The organism is Stutzerimonas sp. (genome assembly GCF_982611455.1).
In genome coordinates, this window is the sequence record NZ_CEXBBO010000032.1 from 19435 (window position 1) to 41896 (window position 22462).

The 22462-nt window shown below is 61.5% G+C and carries 22 protein-coding genes; 15 read left to right on the forward strand and 7 right to left on the reverse strand.

Features of this window, described 5'->3' with window-relative positions; genetic code table 11:
* Positions 1-175 precede the first annotated feature (175 nt).
* The 3 genes from AC2LD7_RS17310 (at position 176) to AC2LD7_RS17320 (ending at position 3955) form a co-directional block, all read left to right on the forward strand.
* Positions 176-1114, forward strand: coding sequence for an MlaD family protein (locus tag AC2LD7_RS17310; RefSeq protein WP_484598966.1), 939 nt, complete (start codon positions 176-178; stop codon positions 1112-1114).
* A complete protein-coding gene (locus AC2LD7_RS17315) occupies positions 1111-1740 on the forward strand; it encodes an ABC-type transport auxiliary lipoprotein family protein (RefSeq protein WP_484598967.1) in 630 nt (209 codons plus the stop codon). Before AC2LD7_RS17310 ends, AC2LD7_RS17315 begins: the two co-directional genes overlap by 4 nt.
* A 331-nt stretch (positions 1741-2071) precedes the next feature.
* Positions 2072-3955: a methyl-accepting chemotaxis protein gene (locus tag AC2LD7_RS17320; RefSeq protein ID WP_484598968.1), complete on the forward strand. Its 1884-nt coding sequence runs from the start codon at positions 2072-2074 to the stop codon at positions 3953-3955.
* 61 nt (positions 3956-4016) lie between these two features.
* On the opposite strand, the gene AC2LD7_RS17325 is transcribed toward AC2LD7_RS17320, so the two are convergent.
* Complete coding sequence (locus AC2LD7_RS17325; protein ID WP_484598969.1) at positions 4017-4325, reverse strand: hypothetical protein; 309 nt, start codon at positions 4323-4325, stop codon at positions 4017-4019.
* A gap of 345 nt (positions 4326-4670) precedes the next feature.
* Here AC2LD7_RS17325 and rfbB point away from each other — a divergent pair, with 345 nt between their 5' ends.
* The 9 genes from rfbB to dctM all read left to right on the forward strand — a co-directional run bounded on the left by rfbB (position 4671) and on the right by dctM (position 14874).
* A complete protein-coding gene (gene rfbB / locus AC2LD7_RS17330) occupies positions 4671-5741 on the forward strand; it encodes a dTDP-glucose 4,6-dehydratase (RefSeq protein ID WP_484598970.1) in 1071 nt (356 codons plus the stop codon).
* Positions 5738-6610: a glucose-1-phosphate thymidylyltransferase RfbA gene (gene rfbA, locus AC2LD7_RS17335; protein ID WP_484598971.1), complete on the forward strand. Its 873-nt coding sequence runs from the start codon at positions 5738-5740 to the stop codon at positions 6608-6610. The genes rfbB and rfbA overlap by 4 nt, the downstream gene beginning before the upstream one ends.
* Positions 6607-7152: a dTDP-4-dehydrorhamnose 3,5-epimerase gene (rfbC, locus tag AC2LD7_RS17340; RefSeq protein WP_484598972.1), complete on the forward strand. Its 546-nt coding sequence runs from the start codon at positions 6607-6609 to the stop codon at positions 7150-7152. Before rfbA ends, rfbC begins: the two co-directional genes overlap by 4 nt.
* Positions 7149-8060 carry a dTDP-4-dehydrorhamnose reductase gene (gene rfbD / locus AC2LD7_RS17345; RefSeq protein ID WP_484598973.1) on the forward strand — a complete coding sequence of 304 codons (912 nt, stop codon included), beginning with the start codon at positions 7149-7151 and terminating at the stop codon, positions 8058-8060. Before rfbC ends, rfbD begins: the two co-directional genes overlap by 4 nt.
* A 104-nt stretch (positions 8061-8164) precedes the next feature.
* Positions 8165-9964, forward strand: a complete 1800-nt coding sequence (locus tag AC2LD7_RS17350) for a sensor histidine kinase (protein ID WP_484598974.1) — start codon at positions 8165-8167, stop codon at positions 9962-9964.
* A 1-nt stretch (position 9965) separates the two neighbouring features.
* Positions 9966-11357, forward strand: coding sequence for a sigma-54-dependent transcriptional regulator (locus AC2LD7_RS17355; RefSeq protein WP_484598975.1), 1392 nt, complete (start codon positions 9966-9968; stop codon positions 11355-11357).
* A gap of 383 nt (positions 11358-11740) precedes the next feature.
* Positions 11741-12733, forward strand: coding sequence for a TRAP transporter substrate-binding protein (locus AC2LD7_RS17360; protein ID WP_484598976.1), 993 nt, complete (start codon positions 11741-11743; stop codon positions 12731-12733).
* 233 nt (positions 12734-12966) lie between these two features.
* On the forward strand, positions 12967-13593 hold the full coding sequence (locus AC2LD7_RS17365; RefSeq protein WP_484598977.1) for a TRAP transporter small permease: 627 nt from the start codon (positions 12967-12969) through the stop codon (positions 13591-13593).
* Positions 13594-14874 carry a C4-dicarboxylate TRAP transporter large permease protein DctM gene (gene dctM / locus AC2LD7_RS17370; RefSeq protein WP_484598978.1) on the forward strand — a complete coding sequence of 427 codons (1281 nt, stop codon included), beginning with the start codon at positions 13594-13596 and terminating at the stop codon, positions 14872-14874.
* A 78-nt stretch (positions 14875-14952) separates the two neighbouring features.
* Here dctM and AC2LD7_RS17375 read toward each other — a convergent pair whose 3' ends face one another.
* Positions 14953-15561, reverse strand: coding sequence for a 2OG-Fe(II) oxygenase (locus AC2LD7_RS17375; RefSeq protein WP_484598979.1), 609 nt, complete (start codon positions 15559-15561; stop codon positions 14953-14955).
* Positions 15562-15713: 152 nt separating this feature from the next.
* Between AC2LD7_RS17375 and AC2LD7_RS17380 the strand changes: the two genes are divergently transcribed.
* Positions 15714-16511 (forward strand): hypothetical protein, encoded by a 798-nt coding sequence (locus tag AC2LD7_RS17380; RefSeq protein ID WP_484598980.1) that lies wholly within the window; start codon positions 15714-15716, stop codon positions 16509-16511.
* Here AC2LD7_RS17380 and bipL read toward each other — a convergent pair.
* Positions 16492-17430 (reverse strand): phospholipase BipL, encoded by a 939-nt coding sequence (gene bipL / locus AC2LD7_RS17385; RefSeq protein WP_484598981.1) that lies wholly within the window; start codon positions 17428-17430, stop codon positions 16492-16494. The genes AC2LD7_RS17380 and bipL overlap by 20 nt on opposite strands.
* Positions 17431-17516: 86 nt before the next feature.
* On the opposite strand from bipL, the gene AC2LD7_RS17390 reads away from it, so the two are divergent.
* Positions 17517-18095, forward strand: a complete 579-nt coding sequence (locus AC2LD7_RS17390) for a DUF6436 domain-containing protein (protein ID WP_484598982.1) — start codon at positions 17517-17519, stop codon at positions 18093-18095.
* Positions 18096-18127: 32 nt separating this feature from the next.
* Here AC2LD7_RS17390 and AC2LD7_RS17395 read toward each other — a convergent pair whose 3' ends face one another.
* From AC2LD7_RS17395 to potA, 3 genes are read right to left on the reverse strand one after another with little or no spacing between them, the layout of a single operon-like run.
* On the reverse strand, positions 18128-19024 hold the full coding sequence (locus AC2LD7_RS17395; protein ID WP_484598983.1) for an ABC transporter permease subunit: 897 nt from the start codon (positions 19022-19024) through the stop codon (positions 18128-18130).
* A complete protein-coding gene (locus AC2LD7_RS17400) occupies positions 19021-19917 on the reverse strand; it encodes an ABC transporter permease subunit (protein ID WP_484598984.1) in 897 nt (298 codons plus the stop codon). Before AC2LD7_RS17400 ends, AC2LD7_RS17395 begins: the two co-directional genes overlap by 4 nt.
* Entirely contained in the window at positions 19914-21065 is a 1152-nt protein-coding gene (potA, locus tag AC2LD7_RS17405; protein ID WP_484598985.1) for a polyamine ABC transporter ATP-binding protein, read from the reverse strand. Before potA ends, AC2LD7_RS17400 begins: the two co-directional genes overlap by 4 nt.
* Here potA and AC2LD7_RS17410 point away from each other — a divergent pair.
* A complete protein-coding gene (locus AC2LD7_RS17410) occupies positions 21064-21186 on the forward strand; it encodes a hypothetical protein (protein ID WP_484598986.1) in 123 nt (40 codons plus the stop codon). The genes potA and AC2LD7_RS17410 overlap by 2 nt on opposite strands.
* On the opposite strand, the gene AC2LD7_RS17415 is transcribed toward AC2LD7_RS17410, so the two are convergent.
* Positions 21170-22255 (reverse strand): polyamine ABC transporter substrate-binding protein, encoded by a 1086-nt coding sequence (locus tag AC2LD7_RS17415; RefSeq protein WP_484598987.1) that lies wholly within the window; start codon positions 22253-22255, stop codon positions 21170-21172. The two genes, AC2LD7_RS17410 and AC2LD7_RS17415, sit on opposite strands and share 17 nt — an antisense overlap.
* Positions 22256-22462 lie beyond the last annotated feature (207 nt).

Below are 22462 nucleotides of genomic sequence, written 5' to 3' on the forward strand. Positions count from 1 at the left end.
CGCAACGACCAAAGGGAGTAACAGCCGAAGGCTGGCCCGAAGGGCGAGTGCAACGAGTCAAAACAGGCGAGGAAGCGGAGTTTAGTCGTCTAAATGAGCATTCCGAGCCTGTTTTTTAACGCAGTATTGCCAACGCAGGTAGTTTTCAACGGCCTGCCAAAGTTGGAGAACTGAAATGGAAACCCGTGCCCATCACGTACTGATCGGATTGTTTACCGTGATCGCGGTCGGCTGCGCGCTGCTTTTCGCGCTGTGGCTGGGCAAGTCCAGCATGGACCGTGAATATAGCTACTACGACATCGGCTTCAGCCAGGCGGTCAGCGGGCTGTCCAGCGGCAGCTCGGTGGAATACAGCGGCATCAAGGTGGGCGACGTCACCCAGCTGTGGCTGGAGCCGGACGACCCACGCAAGGTCCTTGCACGCATTCGCGTCTATGGCGGCACGCCGATCAAGACGGATACCCAGGCGCGTCTGGCACTGGCCAATATCACCGGCAGCATGGTCATCCAGCTACACGGCGGAACCCCGGACAGTCCGCGCCTGGAAGGCGACCCTGACAACCCGCCGCTGATTGTCGCCGACCCGTCCTCGCTCAGCGCGCTGCTGGAAAACGGCGAAGATTTGATGAGCAACATCAACAACCTGCTGCTCAGCGCCAACAAGATCTTTTCCGAAGAAAACACCAACCGCCTCAGCCGCACCCTGGAGCATCTAGAACAGGCCACCAGCGTGCTGTCCGACCAGCGCGGCGACCTGGCTCAGACGCTGCAGCAGTTCAATCAACTCAGCCAGCAGGCCAATACGGTCATGGGTGAGCTGTCGAGCCTGGCGCGCAATGCCAACGGCCTGCTCGACGATCAGGGCCGCAGCGTGCTCGACAGTGCCGCGCAGTCGATGAGCGCGCTGGACCGGACCACCTCGCGGCTGGACACTTTGCTCGAAGAAAATCAGGGCGCGTTGAACAACGGCATGCAGGGTTTCAACGAGTTGGGCCCCGCGATCAACGAGTTGCGCTCGACCCTCGGTGCCCTGCGCCGAGTGACCCAGCGCCTGGAAGACAATCCGAGCGGGTTTCTGCTCGGGCGAGACAAACTGCAGGAGTTCACCCCATGAATCTTTGCCGTCGTCCCCTGCCCCGCCTCGCCCTGTTCGGGCTGCTTGCAGTGCTCTCGGCATGTTCGGTATTGCCGGACTCCGAGCCGTTGCGGATTTTCCTCCTGCCTACCGTGACGACGCCGCAGCAGGCCAGCGAGCCGACGCTGCAACACGCGCTGCGCATCAATACTCCGCAGGCCAGCCGCATTCTGTCCGGCCAGCGCATCGCCGTGGTCCCACAGGGCAATCAGATCAGCGCCTATCAAGGCGCACGCTGGAGCGATGCGGCGCCAGTGCTGCTGCGTGATCGTCTGATCGAAACCTTCCAACGTGACGGGCGGATGCCTTCGGTGAGCAACGAAGACGTCAATCTTTATGCCGACATCAGCCTGCACAGCGATCTGCGCGCGTTCCAGAGCGAATACGTCGACGGCAAACCGCAAGTATTGATTCGACTCGATGCGCGGCTGGTGAACCGCCAGAACCAGCACACCCTGGCCAACCGGCGTTTCGAGGTCCGCCAGCCCAGCGCCGATCCGAGCGTCGAGCGTGTGGTCGAGGCGTTCGGCAAGGCCAGCGACACGTTGAGCCGAGAGGTTCTCGAATGGACTCTTTCCCACGCAAAGCAGATGCCGCAGGACTGAAGCGGCCGCTGCCCAGCTTCAAGGCGCAATACTATTCATAAGCGCTGACGGCTCAGGCACCCTTGCGTTTCGGACAGGCCTGCGGCCTGCATTCGCCGCGAGGTCGCGCCTCCCACGGAGCTGGTGTGCACGGCTGCTTTTGTGGGAGGCCCGACCTCGGGGCGAACTTGCTCAAGTGAACAACATTGCGCGTCAAGGCGGGCTCGTGCTCCGAGCACAACCTGCCCGTTCTACCATTCATCGCGCCAGTTACAGCTTGCGCGCGGCGGGACGATAACAGCCCGGTCAGTGCCCCTTTCAAACGGGGCCGTAACGTTCTGAAGGGTGTTCCATGTCGCTGTCGCTGCGAAAAAAAATCGTGCTTTCCACTTGCGCCGCAGTGCTGCTCGCCGGCGCTAGCCAGTTGTGGCTGAATTTCATGGAGAGTCGCAAGAATCTTGAGAACCACATCGCCGAGCAGGTCGCGATCGCCAGCAAGACTTTCAGCGCCAGCGTGCGCTACTGGCTGCAGAGCAAGGAGGCGGCGCTGCTGTCCGTCCTGGCCACTGAAGATGCGACCAAGCTGCATGATGCGCTGTTGCAGGCGAAGGTTGCTGGCGGGTTCGAGAACGTCTTCGTCGCGCGCGCCGACGGCAGCCAGATCAACGCCGACCAGGTCAGCCTGCCGTCGGGCAACAATGATCCGCGCCGCTGGAAATGGTATCAGCAAGCGCTGCTAGTGCCGGGCGCCGTCTACATTTCCACTCCCAGCGTGGCGGCGGCGACCGGCGAGTTCGTGCTTTCGCTAGGGCGTACCCTGCAGCGCAACGGGCAAACGCTCGGTGTTCTGGGCGCCGATGTCGGCATGAGCGAGATACTCGGCCAGCTGAAGCAGATCGAATTACCGGGCGACGGCCTGGCGTTCTTCATCGACAAGCAAGGCACCGTGCTCGGTCACCCGGATAGTGCCTTCCTGGACAAGAAGGTGACGGCGCTGTACCCGGCGCTGGACCAAGCAACGCTCGCCGGCCTCGTCGCCAATAGTGGCACCCGGCACCTGCTCGATGGCGATGGCAAGCGCCTGTACGCCACGCCGATCGGCCATGCCGACCAAGTTTTGGTCATGGTGCTAGACGAGGCAGTACTTGCAGCGCCGCTGTATCGCCAGCTTTGGACGGGCCTAGCCGCCTTCGGCGTGATCCTGATCATCTCGTTGGCCGCCATCGGCCTGCTGTGCACCTGGCTGCTGCGGCCGCTGGGCGTGGTCTCCGTGGGCCTGCAGGTGATCGCCGACGGCAACGGCGACTTGACCCAGCGCATCCCGGAAGCGAGCAACGATGAGTTGGGCAGCCTTGCCCGGCATTTCAACCAGTTCGTCGGCAGCCTGCATGCGCTGGTTGGACACATTCGCCATCAGGCCGAAGATATCGGCGACGAGTCCGGTGCCGTGCTGCAGCGCAGCAGCCTGTCGGTCGCCGAACTCGGGCGCTTGCAGCAGGAGCTGGCGATGGTCGCCACGGCGGTGACCGAGATGGCTTCGGCCACCCAGGAAATCGCCGGCAATGCCGAGCGCACCGCGCAATCGGCGCAGCAATCGACACTCAACAGCCAGCAGGGACTGGAACTGGTGCGCCATACCCAGCGTTCGATCACCGGGCTGGCCGAGGAGGTTGCAAACGCGACTGGGGTGATCGCCGAGCTGAGTCAGCACTCGCAGTCGATCTCCGGAGTGCTGGCCAACATCCAGGGCATCGCCGAGCAGACCAACCTGCTGGCGCTGAACGCCGCGATCGAAGCCGCGCGCGCCGGCGAGCAGGGCCGCGGGTTCGCCGTGGTAGCGGACGAAGTGCGGGTACTGTCGCAGCGCACGCATGCCTCGACACAGGAAATCCAGGCGACCATCGCCACTTTCCAGCGCATCACTCAGAACGCCGTGGACAAGATGGACAGCAGCCGTGTGATGGCCGAGCGCAGCGTAAGCGACGCCCAGCAGGCGTCTACCGCTCTGGAGGAAATTACCCAGGCGGCACAGCGGATCTCCGATATGTCCATGCAGATCGCCGCCGCGGCCGAGGAGCAGTCGTCGGTTACCGAGGAGATCACCCGCAACGTGGTTACCATCAAGTCGCTGGGCGATACCCTGGCAACCAACTCGGTGGAAGGCGAGCGACAGGCGCACCTGCTACAGGGGCATGCCAGCGAGCTGAACGATAAAGTCGGGCGCTTTATCCTCTAAAGCCGCCGGCACTGTTCGTCGCTTCTTTCTGAAGAAGGGTTAGATCAAAACGCAACAGGCGCTAGCCGTCTTTGTGGTCAGTCTCGGCGGTATCAGGGTCTTCCGGCGAAGCATGCATGCTCACCTCGGGCGCCGAGCCAGGCATGCTCGACGCAATCCCAGCGGCGGCGCCGAGCAGGCGCCACTTCTGGTCGAAGGTTGATTGGATCGCCGAGACTCGGGACACCATGCGGCGGCTGGCGATGCGCGCAGCGGGATCCTCGCTGGCCATGAGCTCGAAGGAAAAGGTCGTCAGCGCTTCGGATAATTGAGAAATACTTTGCGCGGTGAGGTTCAGCAACTCGGCGAGCTGTTCATTACGGGTGGGCATTCCATTGCTACCTGTCGTTAATTCCGAGGCGATATTACTCATTTGCGCCAAACGCGCCACCCATCCCTTGGTATCGCCAGGGCCGTTGAGGAGCCAGTGTGCGGTCCTGCGCAAACCTGCGCGAAAAAAGTGGCCGTTGCCACCGTGTCATACGCCGCCACATGCGCCGTTACATGCGCGCGATGTATTGGCGTCATTGTCTATCAGGCAGCGCTGCCGCAAACTTTCACCGAACCCTTACCTTCTACAGCCCACGGCTGGGAATTTTTATATTTCCGGCAGGTCTATCCTGCCGACATGCCAAAGAGCCCGTTGCTCTGTAGCGCGCCAAGGAAGCCTATCATCATGCGCATTCTCGTCACCGGCGGAGCCGGATTCATCGGCTCTGCACTGATCCGCCATCTCATTCACGACACCGAGCACAGCGTCCTCAATCTGGACAAGCTGACCTACGCCGGCAATCTCGAGTCACTGGCTGAAGTGGAGAGCAGCGATCGTTATCAGTTTCTTCAGGCCGACATCGCCGATCGCGAGCGGGTGAGCGAAGCGCTGCTGGAATTCCAGCCGGACGCCATCATGCATCTGGCTGCCGAATCCCACGTCGATCGCTCCATCGACGGCCCGGCTGAATTCATCCAGACCAACATCGTCGGCACCTATCAGCTGCTCGAGGCGACTCGTGCCTACTGGCAGACGCTGCCTGAAGGCCGCCGCGAGACCTTCCGCTTCCACCACATCTCCACCGACGAAGTGTACGGCGATCTGCACGGCGTCGATGATCTGTTCACCGAGACCACACCCTATGCGCCAAGCTCGCCCTATTCGGCCAGCAAGGCGTCGTCGGATCACTTGGTCCGCGCTTGGCAGCGGACCTACGGGCTGCCGGTGCTGATCACCAACTGCTCGAACAATTACGGGCCGTACCATTTCCCGGAAAAGCTGATTCCACTGGTGATCCTCAACGCGCTGGACGGCAAGCCGCTACCCGTCTACGGAAACGGTACGCAGGTGCGTGACTGGCTGTTCGTCGAGGATCATGCGCGTGCACTGTTCAAGGTCGTCAGCGAAGGCAAAGTCGGCGAGACCTATAACATCGGCGGTCATAACGAGCAGAAGAACATCGACGTGGTGCGCGGTATCTGTGCCCTGCTCGAAGAACTGGCGCCGCAGAAGCCCGAAGGCCTGGCGCGTTACGACGACTTGATCACCTTCGTCAAAGACCGCCCCGGTCATGATCTGCGCTACGCGATCGATGCCAGCAAGATCGAGCGCGAGCTCGGCTGGGTCCCGCAGGAAACTTTCGAGACCGGCCTGCGCAAGACCGTGCAGTGGTACCTGAACAACCTCGAATGGTGCCGTCGCGTCCAAGACGGCAGCTATCAACGTGAGCGCCTCGGCGCGCTGGAGAACGCATGAAAGGAATCATCCTCGCCGGTGGGTCCGGCACCCGCCTGCACCCCATTACTCTTGGCGTATCCAAGCAGCTGCTGCCGATCTACGACAAGCCGATGGCTTACTACCCAATCTCGGTACTGATGCTCGCCGGGATTCGCGACATCCTGCTGATTTCCACGCCGCACGACCTGCCGCAGTACAAAAGCCTGCTGGGTGACGGCAGTCAGTTCGGGGTGAACTTCAGCTACGCCGAACAGCCGTCACCGGACGGCCTGGCCCAGGCCTTTCTGATCGGCGAGGAGTTCATCGGTGATGACTCGGTGTGCCTGATCCTCGGCGACAACATCTTCCATGGCCAGCACTTCACCGAGAAGCTGCAGCGCGCTTCGGCGCAGCAGAAAGGCGCCACGGTGTTCGGCTATTGGGTCAAGGATCCGGAGCGCTTTGGCGTGATCGATTTCGACGAGACCGGTAAGGCTCTGTCGATCGAGGAAAAGCCGCAGAAGCCCAAGTCCAGCTACGCGGTGACCGGCCTGTATTTTTACGACAACGACGTGATCGAGATCGCCAAGTCGATCAAACCCTCACCGCGCGGCGAGTTGGAGATCACCGACGTCAACAATGCCTACCTCAAGCGCGGCGACCTCAATGTCGAGCGCTTCGGCCGTGGTTTTGCCTGGCTCGACACCGGCACCCACGACAGCCTGCTGGAAGCCTCGCAGTACGTGCAGACCATCGAGCACCGCCAAGGGCTGAAAGTCGCCTGCCTGGAAGAAATCGCCTATCAGCACAAGTGGATCGACCGCGAGCAGCTGCTGCAGCGCGCCGACGCCCTGGGCAAGACCGGTTATGGCCAGTACCTGTTCAAGCTGGCGGGTGAAGACGCATGAAGGTCATCGAAACCGACATTCCCGATGTACTGATCATCGAACCCAAGGTGTTCGGCGATGAACGTGGCTTTTTTTACGAGAGCTTCAACGCCGCGGCCTTCGAAGCCGCAACCGGGCTCAAGCGTACCTTCGTCCAGGACAACCATTCCAAGTCCCAGCGCGGTGTGCTGCGCGGGCTGCACTACCAGATCCAGCAACCCCAGGGGAAGCTGGTGCGGGTCGTGGCTGGCGAAGTGTTCGACGTGGCGGTCGACCTGCGTCGCAGCTCGCCCAGCTTCGGCCGTTGGGTTGGCACCCACCTGAGCGCGCAAAACCAGCGGCAGTTATGGATTCCAGAGGGTTTTGCCCACGGTTTCGTGGTGCTCAGCGAGAGCGCCGAGTTCCTCTACAAGACCACCGATTACTACGCACCGGCCCACGAACGCTCGCTGCTCTGGAACGACCCGCAGATTGGTATCGAGTGGCCGTTTCAGGAGCTACCGCAGCTATCGCAGAAAGACGCCGCGGGCAAGATACTCAGCGAAGCGGAGCTGTTTGCATGAAAATCCTGATCACCGGTAGCAAGGGGCAACTGTCTCAGGAGCTGCAACTGGCGCTTGCCGGTGAAGGGAAGGTGCTCGCCTTGGGCCACCAGGCGATGGATCTGGCCGAGCCTGCACAGATTCGCCAGCAGGTTCGCCTGCTACGTCCCGACTTGATCATTAACGCGGCAGCCTATACCGCGGTCGATCCGGCGCAGGGTGATCGCGATCAAGCCTTCGCGGTGAACGCCACCGGCCCTGGCGTGCTCGCCGAGGAAGCTGCGGGCCTTGGCGTGCCGCTGATTCACTATTCCACCGATTATGTTTTCGATGGACGCAAGCCCGAGCCATATCAGGAAGAGGATCAGCCCGCCCCGTTGAGCATTTACGGCGCGAGCAAGCTGGCCGGCGAACAGGCGATCCAGGCAATTGGCGGCCCGCATCTTATTCTGCGTACCAGCTGGGTCTACTCGCTGCACGGTCGCAACTTTCTGCTGACCATGCAGCGCCTGCTGCAAGAGCGCGATTCGCTGTCGGTCGTCGAAGACGAGATCGGCGCACCGACCTGGGCAGGCACCATCGCCGCGGCCACGGCCGAGATGGTGCGCAAGTTGCGCAACGGCACAGGCGGACCCAGCGGTCTGTATCACTTGACGGCTACCGGCGAGACGTCCTGGTACGGTTTCGCCTGTAGCATTGCCGAGCACCTGCGCCAGCAGGGCCGTTTGCGTGCCACACTCGAACCCATCCTCTCCAAAGACTACCCCACCGCCGCTCAGCGTCCGCTCAATTCACGCCTCAACTGCGCGCACTTGCAACGCGACTGGAGTATCGCGCTGCCGGACTGGGAAACCGCGCTGCATCAATGCCTCAGCAATCCACGCAACGGCCAGGCAGAGCACAGCGTCGAGGCCACGCAGAGCGTCTGATAGCCGCCTACGCGGGCCGAGCCAACCCGTCCAACCCGCTTGCCCTGGTGGCACCCGCAATGCCCTGAACGTGCATAATGTGCCCGAATCACAGGCGCACCCGCATGACTCCACCTGAATCTCCTCGTCGTCCACGCTGGCGCAACCTGGCCTTGCTGGCATTGTTGCTCGCACCGCTGCTCTGGCCGTTGCAGCACCTGGCCGAGCGGTACTACAGCAACGAACTGATCGAACAGAATCGGCAGACGCTCGATCTTTACGTGGCCAATCTGCTCGGCTCACTGCGGCGCTACGAAGTCCTGCCGCGCATCCTCGGCGATCTGCCGACTCTGCGTACCGCTCTGCGTCAGGCTGACAGCCCAGCCGCCAAGGATCAGGCCAATCGCCTGCTGAACCGGTTACGCAAGGAAACCGGTGCCGACGTGATCTACCTGATGGCACCGGACGGGAATACCCTGGCAGCGTCGAACTGGAACGATGAAGACAGCTTCGTCGATCGAAACTTCGCGTTTCGCCCTTATTTCAGGGAAGCCATGGCCGGCGGGCTGGGGCGCTTCTTTGGCTTGGGCACCACCTCCGGCAAACGTGGCTATTATTTCGGCGCGGCCGTGCGCGACGGCGCAGAGGTGCTCGGCGTGCTGGTGGTCAAAGTCGAACTGGACCATACCGAGACGCTGTGGGGCAGCACCCCGGAGCAGCTCATGGTGACCGACAACCTCGGTGTGGTGATCCTGACGTCTCGGCCCGAATGGCGTTTCCGCGCGAGCCGAGCACTGGATGCCGATGATCGCGAGCAGATCGCATCCGATCGCCCTTACCCGACCCTCGAGCCCCTGGACCTGACACTCGATATCAACGCTTGGCTGATTCAGAGCCGGGAACTCAAGGAAATCGGCTGGACGGTACGCATCTTGGCGCCGATCAGCCTGGTCGAGCGGCCGGTACAAACGGTCGTGGCGATCGGTGCGGCAACCCTGGCGGCGCTGTTGTTGTTGCTTGGGTTAATGATGCAGCGACGCCGGCACTATCTGGAGCGCATCGCGCTGGACGCCAAGGCGCGCCAGCAACTGGAACGCCGCGTGCAGGAGCGGACCCAGGACCTGGAAGCGCTCAATAGCAGGCTCAAGCTGGAGGTGCTCGAACGCGAGCAGGCGCAGCAGGAATTGGTCCGTGCCCAGGATGAGCTGCTGCAAGCCGGCAAGCTGTCGGCGCTGGGCACCATGTCGGCGAGTATCAGCCATGAGCTCAATCAGCCGCTGGGAGCCATCCGCAGCTATGCGGACAACGCCGGTGTGTTGCTCGACCAGCAGCGCAGCGAAGAAGCCCGCGACAACCTCAGGCTGATCAGCCAGCTGACGGCGCGCATGGCGTCGATCATCGCGCATCTACGCGCCTTTGCCCGTCGCGACCGCCATGCGCCGGAGCGGGTGGCGCTGCAACCAGCACTCGATGATGCGCTGGCGCTGCTAGCCAAAAGAAGGCAGGCAATGGGGGTCGAGCTGATCCGCGACCTGCCGGAAGCCACGCTATGGGTTCAGGCCGGCGAAACGCGGCTGCGGCAGATCCTTTCCAACCTTCTGGCCAATGCGCTCGACGCGCTTAACGAGCGACCGCCGGTACGGCGCATCTGGCTGCGCGCCGAGCGCCAGGGCGATGGCGTGCTGTTGACTTTGCGCGACAATGGTTCGGGTTTTTCCGCCGAGGCATTGCAGCGCTCCCGCGAACCCTTCTTCACCACCAAGACCAGCGCGCAGGGGCTGGGGTTGGGCCTGGCCATCTGCGATACGCTGACGCGCGCCCTAGGTGGCGAACTGATCATCGCCAACCATCCCGAGGGCGGCGCCCAGCTCAGCCTTTATCTGCAATCCGCCGATCCCGGCGTCGCCTTACCGAGCGAGGACTAGCATGACCAGCCAGATCGACCCGCAGACCCAGGTAGTCCTGGTCGACGACGATCCCCATTTGCGCAAGGCGCTGAGCCAGACGCTCGACCTCGCCGGACTCAAGGTGCTCAGTCTGGGCGATGCGCGCGGTTTAGCAGCGCTATTGCCGGTGGACTGGCCCGGCGTGGTGGTCAGCGATATCCGCATGCCGGGCCTCGACGGCCTCGAACTGCAGCAACAGCTGCACGCCATCGACAGCGAGCTGCCGGTGCTGCTGATTACCGGCCATGGCGATATCCAGCTGGCGGTGCAGGCGATGCGTGCCGGAGCCTATGATTTTCTCGAGAAGCCGTTTCCCAGCGAGGCACTGCTCGACAGCGTGCGCCGCGCCATCGCCCTGCGTCAGCTGGTGCTGGATAACCGCAGCCTGCGCCTGGCCCTGGCCGACCGCCAGCAACTGTCGACGCGCCTGGTGGGTCAATCACCGGCGATGCAGCGACTGCGCGAGCAAATCGGCGCGCTCGCCGGTACTCAGGCCGATGTGCTGATCCTCGGCGAAACCGGCTCCGGCAAGGAAGTCGTGGCGCGCGCGCTGCATGATCTGTCCAGCCGTCGCAGCGGCCCGTTCGTCGCTATCAATGCCGGGGCGCTGGCCGAGTCTGTGGTGGAAAGCGAACTGTTCGGCCACGAGGCCGGCGCGTTCACCGGCGCGCAGAAGCGCCGCATCGGCAAGTTCGAATTCGCCAACGGCGGCACGCTGTTCCTCGATGAGATCGAGAGCATGAGCCTGGACGTGCAGGTCAAGCTGCTACGCATGCTGCAGGAGCGGGTCGTCGAGCGCCTCGGCGGCAACCAGTCGATCCCGCTGGACATCCGCGTTATCGCCGCCACCAAGGAAGATCTGCGTCAAGCCGCTGACCAAGGCCGTTTCCGTGCAGACCTCTACTATCGACTGAATGTCGCACCCTTGCGTATCCCGCCGCTTCGAGAGCGCAGCGAGGACGTCTTGTTCCTGTTTCAGCATTTCGCCGAAACCGCCGCCAGCCGCCACGACTTGCCGATTCGCGAGCTGCGCCCGGAGCAGCGTGCTCATCTGTTGCGTCACACCTGGCCCGGCAACGTGCGAGAACTGCAGAACACCGCGGAGCGTTTCGCCCTGGGGCTTCAGCTGGGTCTCGACGATCCGGCCCGTCTCGTCGAAGGCACGCCGACCGACACCGGCACTGCACTCAACGAGCAGGTCGATGCCTTCGAACGAGCCCTGATCGCCGCAGAGCTGGCGCGCCCGCACAGTTCGTTGCGCAGTGTTGCCGAGGCACTTGGGCTGCCACGCAAAACCCTGCACGACAAGCTGCGCAAGCATGGATTGGTATTCAACGATGCTGGCGGAACCTCGCCGGAAGACGGCGAATAGCTGGCGGGTTTCCGCCAATCGCACCCTCAAGGGAACTGCTTTTCCCGCTGCTACGGTCGACTGCCGCGGTTTTGCAATAATTGTCCGGCTAGATGATGCTCGCCGTCTCAACCCCAATGGAATAAAGGAGCCTGCGAGCTAGAGGCGTTGCTTGAGAATTGTTCGTCAGCATTTCACCACTACACCGGTAAACTCACGCGTCACGGGTGAAGGTTCTGCGCTTCTGGCACAGCACTTGCTCCCGTTAACCCGATGAGCCAGTTAAACAAGTCAGTAGTTGGCGCAACGACTTCTTCGATGACGCCTAGACTTGTCATTGCTGGCTACAGCCGAGCTGCCGCTCCAGCGCGGCGGCTCAATCCACAACAAGAGGAAACACAACAATGTTCAAGCTGACTGCCACGGCGCTTGCCTGCGCTCTGTCCCTGGGTATCGCCGGTCTGGCCCAAGCCGCCGACCCGATCCTGATCAAGTTCTCCCACGTGGTTGCCGAAAACACGCCGAAAGGCCAGGGCGCCAACCTGTTCAAGAAGCTGGTCGAAGAGCGTCTGCCCGGCAAGGTCGAAGTTCAGGTCTACCCGAACTCGTCGCTGTTCGGCGATGGCAAGGAAATGGAAGCGCTGCTGCTGGGCGACGTGCAACTGATCGCACCTTCGCTATCCAAATTCGAGCATTACTCCAAAGGCATTCAGGTTTTCGACCTGCCGTTCCTGTTCGACAACATCCAGGCGGTTGACCGCTTCCAGCAGAGCGAAGCCGGCCAGAAGCTGCTGCACTCCATGGAAAGCAAGAACATTACCGGCCTGGGCTACTGGCACAACGGGATGAAGCAGCTGTCCGCCAACAAGGAATTGCGTGAGCCGTCAGACGCCCGCGGTTTGAAGTTCCGCGTACAGGCTTCCGCCGTACTGGACGAGCAGTTCAAGGCCCTGCGCGCCAACCCGCGCAAAATGAGCTTCGCCGAGGTTTATCAGGGTCTGCAGACTGGCGTGGTAAACGGTGCCGAGAACCCCTACTCGAACATCTACTCGCAGAAGATGCATGAAGTACAGAAGCACATCACCGAGTCCAACCACGGTCTGGTCGACTACATGCTGATCACCAACACCAAGTTCTGGAACGGTCTGCCGGCTGACATCCGCGGTGAGCTGGAAACCATTCTGGACGAGGTAACTGTTGAGGTGAACGAGCTGGCCGATGACCTGAACAAGAAGGCCAAGGCAGATATTCTGGCCGCCGGCACTACCGAAATCCTGGTGCTGACTCCGGAAGAGCGTGCCAAGTGGCGCGAAGCCATGAAGCCGGTATGGAAGAAGTTCGAGAACGACATCGGTGCTGACCTGATCAAGGCCGCCGAGGCGTCCAACGCTCAGTAACCCTGCCGAGAGGGCGGGCACAACCCGCCCTCTCCGTTCCGACAGTTGCACACCGATAGATCAGTGAAAAACAAAACCAGCCAGGCGGTTATCAAGGCGCGACGATTCGGCGCCTGACGCTTGGACGAAACAACAGTTTTTCATTGCTCTATAACCCGGTCACCAGACCGGTTCATGGCGCACGCTCTGTACGCCCGTCAAAAAAAACAATGCTCCATCGGGAGATGCCATCCATGAACGCCCTCTGGCGCGTCTGGGACCACTTCGAGGAGGCTTTCATCGCCTTCCTGCTGGCCGCCATGACGTTGGTGACCTTCGTTTACGTGGTCTTGAACAACCTTTACACCGTTTTCTATAGCCTTGCGGACTCCTATCCGGAAGCTGAGGATTTCTTCTTCGCCATTGGCGATTTCGTTATCAGCCTGGCCCAGGCAATGACCTGGAGCACCGCGCTGACCAAGGCCCTGTTCGCCTGGCTGATCTTCTCCGGCCTGGCCTACGGCGTGCGCACCGCCGGTCACATCGGCGTCGACGCGCTGGTCAAGCTCGCATCGCGCCCGGTACAGCGTTACATCGGCATCGTTGCCTGCCTGTTCTGCCTCGGCTATGCGGGCTTGCTGGCGGTCGCCAGCTTCGAATGGATCCAGGCCCTGTTCACCGCCAACATCGGCGCTGAAGACCTTGGTCATTTCGGCGTCAAACAATGGCATATCGGCATGATCGTACCCATCGGCTTTGCCATGGTATTTCTCCGTTTCGCCGAAATCTTCGTGCGCATCCTGCGCAACGAGCAAACCGGGCTGGGCCTCGCCGACGAGGCAGCCGATGCGCTCAAGCTCGGTGAAGAGGAGCCGAAATAAATGACTATCCTGTTCCTCTTCGTGGCGCTTTTTGTGCTGATGTTCATCGGTGTGCCGGTGGCCGTTTCTCTCGGCCTCGCCGGCTCGCTGACCATTCTGCTGTTCAGCCCGGATTCGGTTACGTCACTGGCGATCAAGCTGTTCGAGACGTCCGAGCACTACACGCTGCTGGCCATTCCGTTCTTCCTGCTAGCCGGCGCCTTCATGACCACCGGTGGCGTGGCGCGTCGTCTTATCGACTTCGCCAACGCAACTGTTGGCCATATCCGCGGTGGCCTGGCCATCGGTGCAGTGATGGCGTGCATGCTGTTCGCCGCGCTTTCGGGCTCGTCGCCTGCGACCGTGGCAGCGGTCGGTTCCATCGCCATCGCCGGCATGGTCCGCTCCGGCTATCCGCAGGCCTTCGGTGCCGGCATCGTCTGTAATGCCGGTACGCTGGGCATCCTGATTCCGCCTTCTATCGTCATGGTGGTCTATGCCGCCGCTACCGAAACTTCGGTCGGCAAGCTGTTCATGGCCGGTGTGGTGCCAGGCATTCTGCTGGGCGTCGGGCTGATGATCGCGATCTACATCATCGCAGTGAAGAAAAACCTGCCGGCCATGCCGCGGGCGACCTTCCGTGAGTGGCTGTCATCCGCACGCAAGGCGGTATGGGGCCTTCTGCTGATGGTGATCATCCTCGGCGGAATTTACTCCGGCATGTTCACCCCGACCGAAGCGGCCGCAGTGGCGGCGGTGTACTCAGCCTTCATCGCACTGTTCGTCTACAGGGACATCACCATTCGCGATTGCCCGAAAGTGCTGCTGGAGTCGGGCAAGCTCACCATCATGTTGATGTTCATCATCGCCAACGCGATGCTCTTCGCCCACGTGCTGACCACCGAGCAGATTCCGCAACAGATCACCGCCATGGTGCTCGAGGCCGGACTGCAGCCATGGATGTTCCTGCTGGTCGTCAACATCGTGCTGCTGGTAGCCGGTGCCTTCATGGAGCCGTCGGCGATCATCCTGATTCTGGCGCCCATCCTGTTCCCGATCGCCGTGCAGCTGGGCATCGATCCGATCCACCTGGGCATCATCATGGTGGTTAACATGGAGATCGGCCTGATAACACCGCCGGTGGGATTGAACCTGTTCGTCGCCTCGGCTGTGACCGGTATGCCGGTAACTCAGGTGATCCGCGCCGTACTGCCGTGGCTGGCGCTGATGTTGGCCTTCCTGGTTCTTATCACCTATGTGCCGTGGATTTCCTTGGCGCTGCCGAACCTGCTGGGTATGTAACACGCACCAGCAAGCCAGCTTTTCTTCTGCCCGGCCTTTGTGCCGGGCTTTTTTTGCGCTGCTGTTTCTATCCAGAAATCAAAGCGCCAGCACATCTACCGGGCGACGACGGAACCAACCGGTCAGGGAGAGGCGGTCGGCGCGGGTGACCAGCACCTCATGAGGGAAGTCGGCGGACAGAAACATGAGCAGATCGCCGGCCAGCGGAGGAATATCCAGCTGCGAACCGTCATCGAAATGCATGCGCAACTCGCCGCCATCGGTTGGCTGCCAGTGCGGGTTGAGATAGAGCACCACGCTGATACAGCGGCTGTCGTCGTCGCGGAAACGATCCAGGTGGGTCTGGTAGAAGGCCCCGGGCGGATAGAGAGCAAAGTGGCATTCGAACTCTTCCAGACCGAGGAACAGCTCGCGATTGAGCGTCTGCCGCAGCTCGTCCATCAAGGCCAGGTAGGTATCGCATACCTCGGCCTGCCCCGCTTCCAACCACTGGATATGGTCGCCACGAATGCCTTCACGCACCGCCTGCTCTTCGCCGCGGCCGACTCCGGCGGGTGCCAGTGCGCCCTCGTTGTCTCGTCTGCGGCACTCGTCGGCCAGCTTTCGGGTCACATCACTGGTAAGAAAGGAACTCTGCAGCGACCAGCCGCGCTCGGCCAGGTCGTCGATAATTGTAGAGAACGGCAAGGAAGTGACTCCGATGGGGTCTGATGACGTTTCATTGCAGCCTTGGCGGGCCCGCTCTGGAACAGCGGCGAAGTCTAGCAGCCGCGCTTTCGCTCCTCGACAAGCCCAGGTCGTGGCGCCGAAAATAAACCGCCCGCCAGACAGGAGTTTCCATGCGCGCCCTACTTACATGTGTATTACTCGCCTTCAGCCTGAACAGCCTCGCCGATACCTACGACGAACTCTATGAGACCGCTGGCTGGACCGAACAACGCGCCAACTTTTCCGATGCCCTGACGGCCGCTCAACAACGCTACAAGAACAGCCTGCCACCGGCGGTTTATCAAGCGCTGGTGACCAATAGCAATCGGCGCTTCGCCGTTAACGCCATCGATCAGCGCGCGAAGCAGGCGCTGCGGCAGAATCTACCGGAACCCCAAGCGGCGCTGGAGTTCTTTCAATCGCCGCTGGGCCACAAGGTGGTCGCGTCCGAAACGCTGGCAGGTCGCCGCGAGCAGCTCGCCCGCTACGAGAATGGTCTGCCGCGAATGGAGGCCGGCAGCAACCGGCAATTGCTGATCCGTCACCTGGCCCAGGCCTTGCCAGCCGCTGAGGCCGGGGCCGAGGTCAGCCTTGCGCTGGCCGGAGTCGCAGCAGACAGCCTCAGTCAGATGATTCCCGGGCTGCTCGGCGGCAATCAGGCCCAGGGGCTGCTGGACGGCCAGCGCGAGCGCTTGCAACAGCAGGTCGAAAGCGACCTGGACAACACACTGCTGTACATCTATCGCGACCTTTCCGACGCCGAACTGCAAGAATTCGTCGAGTTCGCCCAATCGCAAGCGGGCCAGAACTACTACCAGGCCGCACTGCAAGCCCTGCGTGCGGGTCTTGCGGTCGGCATGAGCGGCGCCGACATTCAGGCAGCAGGAACTGCAGTTCGAGCGCCTGAAACTACTTCAACTGCTGGCTGATAAACTCGAAGTACTCGCGGCGCAGCGCCTCGCGCTCGTTGACCAGATGGTGGCGCGCGCCCGGCAGGCGGAGAATTTGAGGCGCCGCGAATTTGTACTCGAGAAGCGGCAGGTTGTGCCGCCAGTCGACGGTCATATCCGCTTCACCCTGAATGATGATCGGACTGTGTGAACTGGCGGGCGCGGCTTCGATACGCGGTATCCAGCGCGACAGAGCGCCCACCCAGGCGGTCGGCAAAATAGTCGGTTGCAGCGGATCGCCCGACTGGATGAATTTGAGAAACGCCGGGTCGCCCGAGTTTTCACTAAAGCGCCGAGGGATCTGCTTGACGAAATGGCGCATCACTTCGTAGCTGAACCGTGACCAGCCCCAAGCACACGGACGCACCAGCGGTGCCAGTAAAATGCTGCGCCCCAGCTGCGAATGTTCCGGCTGACTCAGCAGGTAATCGATAACGATCGCTGCCCCGGTGCTTTGCCCCAACAGGTGCCAGGGCCGCGGCAACTTGAGCTTCTCGGCTTCGCCGAGCAGGCCTTGCAGCACCGCCTGATATTCATCGAACTCATTGATGCTCGCCCGCGGGCCGCTGGACAAACCATGCCCAGGTAAATCGCAGGCAAGCACGGCGAAGCCCATCTGCAGCCCCCAATCCACCACGTGCCGGTAAAGCCCCATATGATCGTAGTAGCCATGCAGAATCAGCAACGTCGCCACCGGCTGCTCAGGGCACCACGCCTGCGCGACCACCTCGTAATCGTGCACCGGAAAGCAGCCCAGACGCCGCTGGGCATCGCCTCGGTGAGGCAGGTCCAGGCCGTAGAAGGCTTGATAGAAATGTGCGTCGGGGGTGAGTTCTGCACCGTGGCTGAAAGGGCTCAGCTGGGCACGCAGAGCGTCGGGATCGATTCGCGAGGGCATAGCGGGTTTTCTTGCTCAGGTTGGGTAGGATATTCAGCTCTGTGGCGCAGCATGGCAAGCTGATGCCCCCATCGACGAGCGCCGCCATGTCCTTACGCAGCAAATATCTGATCGCAGCGCTCATTGCCCTGCTTTGGGGCGGCGGCATGCTGGCTGCCTTCTGGTGGTTCGAGGCGCGCTACCTGCGTCCCTTCGAAAGCGAACATGCCGAGCTGTTCTCCGGCGACGCCTTGCAGCTGCCTACGGAACTCCAAGGGCCGGGGCCAGTGCGTTTCGTGCATTTCTGGGATCCGGGCTGCCCATGCAACGTCGGCAACCAGCAACATCTGCAGGAATTGCTCGAGCGTTTCGCCGGCGTCGATGTGGCGTTCTACGTAGTGCAGAAACCGGGCAGCAAAGGTCGACTGCCGCAGCAGCTCGCCGCGCTGAAGCCGCTGAGCGGCCTGGCAGGCTCGGAGCAATTACCCGCCAGCCCGGCGGTTGGAATCTGGGATAGCCATGGTCGGCTTGCCTACATCGGCCCGTATAGCGAGGGTGCTGTCTGCAGCTCGGACAACAGCTTCGTCGAGCCGATTCTCGACGCCTTACTGGCGGGTCGCCAGGTGCGTGCGACTCATTCGCTGGCGGTGGCGTGTTTCTGTGATTGGCAAGAAGACGGATTGTAAGGCGCACCCCGCGGAGGCGCGCCTGACTGGAATCAGCTATGCGCGGCAGGTGGCGCCACGATCGTGTTATCGACTGCCGGGCGCCAGTTCCGATCATTCCCATCGTCCATGGCCTGACGCATCGCGCGAACGCGGCGCTTCTCGGCACGGCGGGTGGTGTACCAGGCGATGAAGGTCGCCAGCGACACCACTAGCAGAATCAGGCTGGCAACCGCGTTGATTTCTGGCTTCACGCCCAGACGTACGGCGGAAAATATCTCCATCGGCAGCGTGGTCGAGCCCGGCCCGGAAACGAAGCTGGCCAGTACCAGATCATCCAGCGACAGGGCGAACGACAGCATGCCGCCAGCGGCCAGTGACGGTGCGATCATCGGCATGGTGATCAGGAAAAACACCTTCCACGGCCGTGCGCCGAGATCCATCGCCGCTTCTTCGATGGACAGGTCGAGCTCGCGCAGTCGCGCCATCACAACCACGGCGACATAGGCCGAGCAGAAGGTCGTGTGGGCGATCCAGATGGTGACGATGCCCCGCTGTGCTGGCCAGCCAATCAGCTGCGCCATGGCGACGAACAGCAGAAGCAAAGACAGACCGGTGATCACCTCAGGCATTACCAGCGGCGCGGTCACCAGGCCACCGAACAGCGTACGGCCACGAAACACCGGTACCCGCGTGAGCACGAAGGCCGCCATGGTTCCCAGCGCCACCGCAGCGATCGCGGTGTAGGTCGCCACTTCCAGCGAGCGCATCACCGCGCCCATCAACTGGCTGTTGTCGAGCAGGCCGGCATACCACTTCAGTGACCAGCCGCCCCACACCGTCACCAGCCGCGAGGCATTGAATGAGTAGATGACCAGCAGCACCATCGGCAGGTAAATGAATAGCAACCCGAGCACCAGGATCACGTTGGAAAAGCTCCAGCGCTTCATAGCTTGCCCTCCAACTCTTTCGCTTGGTTGCGGTTGAACAGGATGATCGGCACCAGCAATATCGCCAGCATCACCACCGCCAGCGCCGAAGCCACGGGCCAGTCGCGGTTGTTGAAGAATTCCTGCCAGAGCACCTTGCCGATCATCAGCGTCTCCGGCCCGCCGAGCAGTTCGGGGATGACGAACTCACCCACTACCGGAATGAATACCAGCATGCAGCCGGCAATGATGCCGTTCTTCGATAGCGGTACGGTGATCTTCCAGAAGCTTGTGAGGTTGCGCGCACCCAGGTCCGAAGCCGCTTCCAGCAGGCTCAGGTCATGTTTTACCAGGTTGGCAAAGAGCGGCAGAATCATGAACGGCAGGTACGAATAGACCACGCCGATGTACACGGCGGTATCGGTATTGAGGATTCGCAGCGGCTGATCGATCAGCCCCATGCCCTGCAACAAACCGTTGAGAATGCCGTTGCTGCTGAGGATCCCCATCCAGGCGTAGACGCGAATCAGGATCGCGGTCCAGGTCGGCATCATGATCAGCAGCAGCAGCACGGTCTGCAGGTCTTTGCGGGCGCGGGCGATGGCGTAGGCCATCGGGTATCCGATCAACAGGCACAGCAGGGTGCTGAAAAAGGCGATCTTCAGCGAGCCCGCATAGGCCGCCCAGTACAGACTGTCCTCGCTGAGAAAGATGTAATTGCCGAGGTTGATCACGACTTGCAGTTGCTGCTCGGCGTAGACGAAAACCTCCGTATAGGGCGGAATCGCCACATCTGCAGCTGCGAAGCTGATCTTCAACACGATGATGAATGGCAGCAGGAAAAACAGCGCCAGCCACAGGAAGGGTACGCCGATGACCAGACGGCGACCCGCATTCAGGCGTGAGCGGCTCATGCCTGCAACACCACGCCGCTGTCGTCCCACCAGTACACGTAAATTTCTTCCTCCCAGGTCGGCCACTTCACGTGACGCTCGGAGTTGGCGAGAAACGCTTGGACCAGATTTCCCGACGGCAGCTTGACGTAATAGACCGAATGCCCGCCGAGGTAGGCGATGTCATGCACGACCCCTTTCGCCCAGTTGTAGCCGGGCCGTTGCAGCTCGGGTAGTTCGGTGCCGATCAGCATCTTTTCCGGGCGCAGGGCGTAGGTGATCTGCTTGTCCTGAGCACGGGTGCTGATGCCATGGCCGACATAGATCGGGTTCTCCAGGCCTGGACAGGCGATCACCGCGTGATCCTCGACGTCTTCGATCAACTCACCATCGAACAAATTAACGTTGCCGATGAATTCGCAGACCAGCCGGCTCGCCGGAGTCTCGTAGATATCCATCGGGCTACCAACCTGGGCGATCCAACCGAGATGCATGATGGCGATGCGCTCGGCCATGGTCATGGCTTCTTCCTGATCGTGTGTGACCATCACGCAGGTCACCCCGACGCGCTCGATGATTTGCACCAATTCCAGCTGCATCTGCGAGCGCAGCTTCTTGTCCAGCGCGCCCATGGGCTCGTCGAGCAACAATAGTTTCGGACGTTTTGCCAGCGAACGGGCCAAGGCCACACGCTGTCGTTGGCCGCCGGAAAGCTGATGCGGCTTGCGCTTGGCGTACTGGCTCATCTGCACCAGGGTCAGCATTTCCTCGACCCGCGTCTGCACCTCGTCCTTGGACAAGCCGTCCTGCTTGAGGCCGAAGGCGATGTTCTGCGCCACGGTCATGTGCGGGAACAGCGCATAGGACTGGAACATCATGTTGATCGGCCGCTCATAGGGCGGCATGTCGGTGATGTCCTGACCGTCGAGGAAAATGCGACCCTCGGTGGGTCGCTCGAATCCCGCGAGCATGCGCAGCAGTGTGGACTTACCCGAGCCAGAACCACCCAGCAGCGCGAAAATCTCGCCCTGGTGGATGCTCAGCGAGACATCATCGACCGCCACCGTTTCGTCGAACTTCTTGGTGACGCGGTCGATCTTCAGCAGCACCTGCTTGTTCTGGCTCTCACCGGTGAGGGCCTTTTTGTAGGCGCTGGAGGCAACGGCCATGCGCGAACTCCCGATTGAAAAAATGGGCCCGGACGGCGCCGGGAAATGGCATTTTGAAAAGGCGAGGCGGCTGGCCGATACCGGCACCGCCTCGCCCGGTGTCGCTATTGACCGGACTTGACCTTCGTCCAGGTGCGGGTCATCAGGCGCATCACCTTCGGCGGCAATTCAGCCGACACGTACAGCCGGTCCAGCACCTCCTGCGGCGGGTAGACCGAAGCGTCGTTACGCACTTCCTGATCCATGAGCTCGCCGGCCTCGAGGTTGGGATTGGCGTAACCGACATAGTCACTGACCGAAGCGATCACCTCCGGCTTCAGTAAGTAGTTGATGAACGTGTGGGCTTCGTCGACATTCTGTGCATCCGCCGGGATGGCCAGCATGTCGAACCAAAGGTTGCCGCCTTCCTTGGGAATCGAATAAGCGATGTCGATGCCCTTACCTGCCTCGTCGGCGCGGGCCGCAGCCTGGAAGATGTCACCGGAGAACCCGGCGGCGATACAGATATTGCCGTTGGCCAGGTCCGAAATGTATTTGGACGAATGGAAATACCGCACGTAAGGGCGCACTTCGAGCAGCTTGGCCTCGGCCTTGGCGTAGTCGTCCGGGTTTTCGCTGTTGGGGTCCAGCCCCAGGTAGTTAAGCACGGCCGGGATCATTTCATCGGCCGAATCGAGAAACGCGATGCCGCAACCGGCGAGCTTCTTGGCGTTTTCCGGCTCGAACAGCACGGCCCAGGAATCGACCTTTTCGATACCCAGCGCAGCGGTCACCTTCTCGACGTTATAGCCGATGCCATTGGTGCCCCAGAGATAAGGCGCGGCGTAGGCATTGCCCGGATCGTTCTTTTCCAGCTGCTTGAGCAACGCCGGATCAAGATTCTTCCAATTCGGCAGTTTGCTCTTGTCCAGCTTCTGAAAGGCGCCGGCGCGGATCTGCTTACCGAGAAAATGGTTGGAAGGCACCACCACGTCGTAGCCGGTGCGGCCAGCGAGCAATTTGCCCTCTAGGGTTTCGTTGGAATCGAAGACATCGTAGACGGGCTTGATGCCGGTCTCCTTCTCGAATTCTTCCAGCGTCGTTTCACCGATGTAATCCGACCAGTTGTAGATATGCACGGTGGCGGCCTGGGCGGTGGCGGCACCGCTGACGGCGGCGGCGATGATGAGCGACTTCAGTGTCGAACGCATGGAATTGTCCTCTTGTTACAGACCGCTCGCGTGCCTGCGGGCAAAGGCGGGCTGTTTATTGGAAAAACCTTTAAAAATCAACTGGCAAGATGCCAATAGCGATGCAGTCATGCTCGAAGGGGACTACAGCGCAACGAAATCGCAGGCCAGAAATGCGTGTCCGTATAAAGCATCCTCGCGTGGCCGACGGCCGTGCCGCCGGCGTCG